This window comes from Streptomyces sp. NPDC059567, assembly GCF_042735655.1.
Taxonomy (GTDB): domain Bacteria; phylum Actinomycetota; class Actinomycetes; order Streptomycetales; family Streptomycetaceae; genus Streptomyces.
This window is the reverse complement of the sequence record NZ_JBHWBS010000158.1, coordinates 2,543-9,563: the sequence shown is the minus strand read 5'-3', so window position 1 is coordinate 9,563 and position 7,021 is coordinate 2,543. Positions and strand designations below refer to the sequence as shown.

The 7,021-nt window shown below is 72.3% G+C and carries 4 protein-coding genes; 2 read left to right on the top strand and 2 right to left on the bottom strand.

What is annotated here, in order from left to right:
- Positions 1–265 precede the first annotated feature (265 nt).
- Positions 266–1,288 (top strand): ATP-binding cassette domain-containing protein, encoded by a 1,023-nt coding sequence (locus tag ACFVZW_RS35780; RefSeq protein WP_384530597.1) that lies wholly within the window; start codon positions 266–268, stop codon positions 1,286–1,288.
- Positions 1,285–2,130 carry an ABC transporter permease gene (locus tag ACFVZW_RS35775; RefSeq protein WP_384530595.1) on the top strand — a complete coding sequence of 282 codons (846 nt, stop codon included), beginning with the start codon at positions 1,285–1,287 and terminating at the stop codon, positions 2,128–2,130. The genes ACFVZW_RS35780 and ACFVZW_RS35775 overlap by 4 nt, the downstream gene beginning before the upstream one ends.
- Before the next feature lie 19 nt (positions 2,131–2,149).
- Here ACFVZW_RS35775 and ACFVZW_RS35770 read toward each other — a convergent pair whose 3' ends face one another.
- Both ACFVZW_RS35770 and ACFVZW_RS35765 read right to left on the bottom strand, forming a co-directional pair.
- Positions 2,150–4,477, bottom strand: a complete 2,328-nt coding sequence (locus tag ACFVZW_RS35770; protein ID WP_384530593.1) for a protein kinase — start codon at positions 4,475–4,477, stop codon at positions 2,150–2,152.
- A gap of 21 nt (positions 4,478–4,498) precedes the next feature.
- Positions 4,499–6,883: a PQQ-binding-like beta-propeller repeat protein gene (locus ACFVZW_RS35765; RefSeq protein WP_384530591.1), complete on the bottom strand. Its 2,385-nt coding sequence runs from the start codon at positions 6,881–6,883 to the stop codon at positions 4,499–4,501.
- Between the last annotated feature and the right edge of the window lie 138 nt (positions 6,884–7,021).

The window sequence follows — 7,021 nt, the reverse complement described above, 5'->3', positions numbered from 1 at the left end:
CCGCACCGCGGCAAGCTCCCCAGACCTCATACAGCCAGCGAACTACCACCCACCCACCACGACAAGACCACCTAACAAAGCACTACTAGGGGGTGCCTTGTCGATCATGCCGGGCTCGCGGCGCGATCGACAAGACACGCCCAGCCCTTGTCGGGTCGCGATGTATCGCGTTAGCGTGTGGCCGGGGTCACGAATTCGGTGGGCGGCGGCCGCCGTTCAAACCTAAACTTGGGTGGAAAACGCCCAAATCCCTGGGAGAACCCACATGCCAGGCGCGATCTACGCCGAGGGTCTGGTGAAGACCTTCGGCGACGTACGAGCTCTGGACGGCGTCGATCTCGACGTACCCCAGGGCACCGTCCTGGGCCTGCTCGGCCCGAACGGCGCGGGGAAGACGACGGCCGTCCGCGTCCTGACGACACTGCTCCAGCCGGACAGCGGACGTGCGGTCGTCGCCGGAATCGACGTCCTCAAGCACCCGAACGAGGTCCGGCGCTCGATCGGTCTCTCCGGGCAGTTCGCCGCCGTCGACGAGTATCTGACGGGCCGCGAGAACCTCCAGATGGTCGGCCAGCTCTACCAGATGGACGCCAAGCGGGCGAAGGTCCGGGCGGGCGAACTGCTCGACCGCTTCAACCTCTCGGACGCCGCCGACCGCACCGCCAAGACGTACTCCGGCGGTATGCGCCGCAGGCTCGACCTCGCCGCCGCCCTGGTCGTCTCGCCGCCCGTGATGTTCATGGACGAGCCGACGACCGGCCTGGACCCGCGCAACAGGCAGGCGCTCTGGGAGGTCATCCAGGAACTGGTCGCGGGGGGTACGACCCTGCTCCTGACGACCCAGTACCTGGAAGAGGCCGACCACCTGGCCGACGACATCTGCGTCATCGACCACGGCAAGGTCATCGCCCGCGGTACGTCGGACGAGCTCAAGGCCCAGACGGGCGGCGAGCGCGTCGAGGTCGTCGTCCACGAGCGGGAGATGATCGCCCCGGCCCGTGACGTCCTCGGGCGCTACGGCCTGGCGGGCATCGGCCACGGCGAGGTCTCCGTCGAGAACCACACCCGCAAGCTGACCGTCCCGGTCACCGGCGGCGCCAAGCTGCTCGCCGAGGTCATCCGCGACCTGGACACCGTCGGCGTCGAGATCGACGACATCGGCCTGCGCCGGCCCACCCTCGACGACGTCTTCCTCTCGCTGACCGGCCACACGGCCGAAGTCGCCGAGGAGAACGGCGACACCGGTGCCGGAGAGCACCGGAAGGGCAGAAAGGAGGCGGCCAAGTGACGTCAGTGACCGACGCCGTCGCGGCCCCGAAGCCGCGCGGCGGGATCGCCCAGTCCATCAGCGACTCCCTCGTCGTCGCCAAGCGCAACCTGATCAGGATGTCCCGCATCCCCGAGATGGTCATCTTCGGGCTCATCCAGCCGATCATGTTCGTGGTGCTGTTCAGCTTCGTGTTCGGCGGTTCCATGACCATCGGCGGCACGACGGACCCCGTGGTCTACCGCGAGTTCCTGATGGCCGGCATCTTCGCGCAGACCGTCACCTTCGCCACCGCCGGCGCGGGCGCGGGCATCGCCGACGACATGCACAAGGGCCTGATCGACCGCTTCCGCGCCCTGCCGATGGCCCGCGGCGCGGTCCTCACCGGCCGTACCCTGGCCGACCTGGTGCAGACCGCCCTCACCGTCGTCGTCCTCGCGATCGTCGCGCTCCTGGTCGGCTGGCGCATCCACGAGGGTGTGCCGAAGGCGCTGGGGGCCTTCGCCCTGCTGCTCCTCCTCGGCTACGCCTTCTCCTGGATCGGCGCCCTGATCGGCCTCTCGGTCCGCACGCCGGAGGCGGCGACCTCGGGCGGTCTGATCTGGCTCTTCCCGGTCACGTTCATCTCGATCGCGTTCGTGGACTCCGCCCAGATGGCGTCCTGGCTGCAGCCCATCGCCGAGTGGAACCCGTTCAGCGCGACCGTCCAGGCGTGCCGCGTCCTGTTCGGCAACCCGGGCGTCTCGACGTCCGACGCCTGGCCGATGCAGCACCCGGTGTGGGCCTCGCTGATCTGGTCGGTGCTGATCATCGTGGTGTTCCGGACGCTGTCGGTGCGGAAGTACCGGTCGGCGACGGCCTGACGGCTCAAGGCCCTGGGCGTCAGGGCGCGTAGCCCGACACGATCTGACCGTCGTAGGTGGTGACGAAGAGCGCCCCTCCGGCGGCCAGAACGCTGTTCGCGCCTTGGGCGACGGATCTGCCCCCCGAGGTCCTGAAGTCGACGGTGTTGCCGCGGGCTTTCGATGCCTCCGGATCGTCCAGTGGCATCGACTCGATCTCCGTGCCGTTGACGACCAGGAGCCGGTCGCCCGCGAAGGACAGCTGCTCCGCGGCCGCATGCATGTCGTCAGTGTCGCTCCAGCGCTCCTTCCCGGTCGCCAGGTCGTACAGCCGGAACGTCTCCCGGTCGCTGAGCGCCACCACCCCCTGCGCGTTCACCGCGAAGCCGCCCCAGCCCTGGGTGTCCCCGGCGAACGTCCGCACGTTCTTCAGCGTCCTGCCGTCGAAGACGGCGATCCCGCGGCCCTCCCCGGCCTGGCAGAGCACGGAGGCCTTGTGGACGACGAGAGAGAAGCAGCCCGTCGCGCCCTCGGCCCGCGCGGTCTCCTTGCCGGTACGGGCGTCCAGCGCGACCGGCAGCCCTCCCGCCGGTACGTGCACCTGCCCGCCCGCCGCCACCGGAACCTCCGGGATCGACGCCAGGGGAGTGCGCCACAGCTCCTCGTCGGCCTCGCCCAGCTTCACCGCCGTGACCAGACCGGAGGTCTCGTCGGCCACGTTCAGGTACGTCGTGTAGAGCACGCCGTCCAGCAGGTCGGTGCCCTTCACCGCCCAGTCGCCGTCCGGCTTGGCGACCCGGCCCCGTTCCTTGCCGTCCTTCAGACCGTGCACCGTCACGCCGTCCGGCCCCGTGATGTACACGCGGTCCCCGGCGACGGCCGGATACTGCGCCGTCGGCCGCGGCAGATCGCCGCGCCCCGGCCGCGACCAGAGCTTCGTGCCGTCGGCCGCCTTGAGCGCCACGACCGCGCCGCCGTCGCCGGAGCAGACCAGGACCTCGGGGGAGAGGGCACACGGACCCACCCCCTCGTCCACCTTCACCGACCAGGGTGACCAGCCGGCCGGGCGCGCGGTGCGGTCCACGCCCTCCTTGCCGAAGTCGTTGACGTGCCCCTCGCCGCCGTAGGGCTGGACGACATGATCGAGCGTGGCGGGCTTGCTCCCGTTCGTCGGCTTGTCCCCTCCGGTCGGAGTGGCCCCGCCCGCACCGGAGCCGCCCCCGGCCGCGCTCCCACCGGCCGAACCACCCTCCCGCTCCCCGTCGTCGAGCTGGGTCATGCCCACACCCGCCAGCACGGCGACCGCCACCGCACCCGCCGCGACCGCCGCCCAGGGACGACGGCGCTTCGCCGCATCCGGGGCGGTGGCGGTGTCGGGCCGGGCCGTCATCGCCGTCGGGGAGTACGGAACCTGCGGGCCGAGCGTCGGCAGGTCGGCCACGCCCGCGCCCGAGGCCGCCGCCTCACCGATCCGCCGCGCCGAATCCCCGTACTCCGCGAGCAGCGAGAGCACCCCGCCCGGCCACGGGAAGGCCGCCGGCACCTCGGCCCCCAACCGCTCCACCAGCTCCGCCGCCGACGGCCGCTCCGCCGGGTCGAGCCGCAGGCAGCGCTCCACGACCGGCCGCAACTCCTCCGGCACACCGTCCAGTTCGGCGTCGGCCCGGCTGATCCGGAAGATGACCGACGCCATCTCCTCGTCGTGGAACGGCCCGCGCCCGCTCGCCGCGAACGCCAGCACCGCGCCCAGGCAGAACACGTCCGAGGCGGGCACGACCGCCCGGCTGCCGATCAGATGCTCCGGCGACATGAACCCGGGCGAGCCCACGACGAGCCCGGTCGAGGTCAGCGCCGTCGCCTCGAAGGCCTGCGCGATGCCGAAGTCGATGAGTTTCGGCCCGGAGGCCCCGAGCAGTACGTTCGCGGGCTTCAGATCCCGGTGCAGCACCTGCGCCGCGTGCACCGAGTCCAGCGCCCGGGCGAGCGCCGAGCCCAGCGCCCGTACCGCCGCGACGGGCAGCGCCCCGGCCCGGGTGACGGCCTCGGCGAGCGAGGGCCCGGGGACGTACTCGGTCGCCAGCCACGGCACGGCCGCGTCCGCGTCGGCGTCGACGAGCAGCGCCGCGTACGGGCTGTTCACCGCCCGCGCAGCCGTGATCTCGCGCCGGAACCGGGTCCGGAAGTCCCCGTCGACCTCCAGGTCCTCCCGGACGGTCTTCACGGCGGCCATCCGGTACGGATCGGCGGTCGGCGCGTCCGCCCGGCACGCCAGATGGACCTCGCCCATGCCGCCCGCGCCCAGCCGGGCGAGCAGCCGGTAGGGCCCGACGAGACGTGGCGGCTGCCCGGCGGGCAGTGCTTCCAGCACGGAAGTCGTCCTTTCAGTACGTCACTTGGGCAGCTCGACGGAGGCGACGACACCCTTGTCGAAGACGACGTGCGCGATCCCGCCGATCGGCAGGACCTCCGGCTCCCGTGTCGTCTTCGCGAAGCTGTTGCCCCAGTCGGGGTCGAACGCGTCCTCGGGGGCGCGCGGTCCGGGCGCGCCCGGGACGGCCGTGGTCGTGAGCCCGGCCGGCTTGCCGCCCTTGCCGAGGCGCACGGTGTACAGCGCGCTGTAGTCGGCGTAGACGACCTGGTCACCGGCGATCAGCGGAGTGGACCAGTTCTGGTGGAGACCCTTCGGGGCGGCCTTCGTCGCGTAGCTCCCGAGCAGTTTCCTGTCGCGCGGATCGTGGATCCGGAGCCCGCCGTCGAAGGTGACGAACGCCGTGGGAGTGATCACGGCCGGGTGCAGGGTCTCGACCGGTGCGTCCAGGCTTCCCTCGGAGGCGAGGGTGGCGGAGTCCAGGACCCGAAGCCGCTCGTCCGCGCTCCGGCGGAAGACGACGTCCGCGCAGTAGGCGACCGCTCCGACGATCTTCAGATCCCGGCAGTTCTCGGCGTCCTTGTCGGTCTGACCGCGTGCCTCACCGGTCTTCGCGTCGTACGCGACGAGTCCGCCGTCGCTCAGCGCGTACACCTGACTCCGGGCGAAGGCCACCGGCTCGTAGGGACGGATGTCGACGTTCGGGGTGACGGAGTTGGTCAGCTCCTTCTCCCACAGTTCGGTGCCGTCGGCGAGGGAGTAGGCGGCCATGCCGACCCGCTCCCTGGTGGGTTCCGTCGTCGTCTCCATGGCGGCGAAGACGACACCGTCCCCGACGATGGGGCGCGAACTCGTGCCCTGCGCACCCCAGGCGTGCTTCTCCCAGCGGACCTTGCCGGTACGGGCGTCACGCACCTGAAGCAGGTCGTCGGCGGCCAGGACGACGGCGTCGTCGTGGACGGTCGGCCGGGTCGCGTTGTCCGCGACGAACACCGCACCGCTGGGACCGATCCAGCTGTCGTCCGTCTTCGTGTCGGCCAGGTCCGCCGACCACAGCTTCTTCCCGTTCGCCGGATCCAGCGCCTCGTACCGCCCGTTCGTCATGCGGCAGACCAGCACCGTCGTGCCCGCCGCGCAGCCGAAGGCGGGCGCGGGGAGCTTCGTCGTCCAGCTCTTCCAGCCGGCGGGACGCTGGGCGGGGTTCTGCGGCACGATCCCGGAGGAGTCCGCGAGGCCCTTGAAGTCGACCCCGGCGATCTTCGGTCCTGTCTTCGACACCGGCGGGGCGGCCGTGACCGGGGGCTTCTTCTCGTCCTGGGGCTGGAGCAGGTAGGCACCCACGCCACAGGCCACGACCGCGAGGGCCACGGCGACCGCGATCAGCGCCCGGCGCCGCTTCCGGCGCGGGGGCTCCGGGGGAGCGGTCGGCGCCACCGGCGGCATCGTCGGCAGCTGGTCCATCCCCGGGGCAGGGGCAGGCACCGCCGCCGGGACCTCCAGGAGCGGACCCCCCGCCGCCACCAGCTGCGCGAGCTCCCGCCCGTACTCCCCGATGTGCTCCCGCACGCCCGCGGGCCACGCGGGCCGCCGTGCCCCGCCCAGGAGCTCCGCCAGCTCGGCCGGGGAGGGCCGCTCGGCCGGGGCGAGGCGCAGGCAGCCGGCGATCACCTCGCGCAGCTCCTCCGGCACACGGCTCAGGTCCGCCTCGGCCTGGGAGACGCGGTAGAGGACGGCCGCCATGGGCCCGTCCCCGAACGGGTCCTCGCCGGTCGCCGCGTAGCAGAGCAGCGAGCCCAGGCAGAAGACGTCCGAGGCCCCCGTGACGTGGCGCGCCCCGGCGACGTGCTCGGGCGACATGAAGGAGGGGGTGCCGACCATCATTCCGGTCGCGGTCATCGTCGTGGCGCCGTTGCTGCGGGCGATACCGAAGTCGATCAGGCGGGGCCCGTCGACGGACAGCATCACGTTGCCGGGCTTGAGGTCGCGGTGCAGGACGCCGGCCGTGTGCAGGTCGGCCAGCGCGCGGGCGATCCCGGCGCCCAGCTCCCGTACGGTCGCCACCGGCAGCGGACCGCCGCGCCGCACGGCCTGGGACAGGCTCGGTCCGGGAACGTACGCCGTCGCCAGCCACGGCACCCCGGCGTCCGCGTCACCGCCCTCCGGAGCGGCCGCCCAGTCGCTCCGCACGAGCCCGGCGACCTTGATCTCGCGTCGGAAGCGGTCACGGAACGCGGAGTCGCCTGCCAGGTCGCGCCGTACGGTCTTCACGGCCACGAAGGTGCCCTCGCCGTCCAGCCGGGCCAGGAACACCTCGCCCATGCCGCCGGCGCCGAGCCGCGCCAGCACCTCGTACGGTCCGATCCGCCGCGGCGCGCCCTCGCGCAGTGGTCCCAGCACGCGTGTCATCCCCCCTGTGACGTGACGTCAGGTCCCGATCATTACATGTCCATGAAAGGCGAAGGGGGGGGGGGCGCGCGCGGGGGGGGGGGGCGCGGGTGAGGTGTGTGGTGGGGTGGGGGGGTGGGGTGGGGGGGAGTGATGGGG

What these genes read in the sequence shown, in the direction of transcription:
- ACFVZW_RS35780 (WP_384530597.1), top strand. Translation starts at nt 266, where the DNA reads ATGCCAGGCGCGATCTACGCCGAGGGTCTGGTGAAGACCTTCGGCGAC.
- ACFVZW_RS35765 (WP_384530591.1), bottom strand. Translation starts at nt 6,883, where the DNA reads ATGACACGCGTGCTGGGACCACTGCGCGAGGGCGCGCCGCGGCGGATC.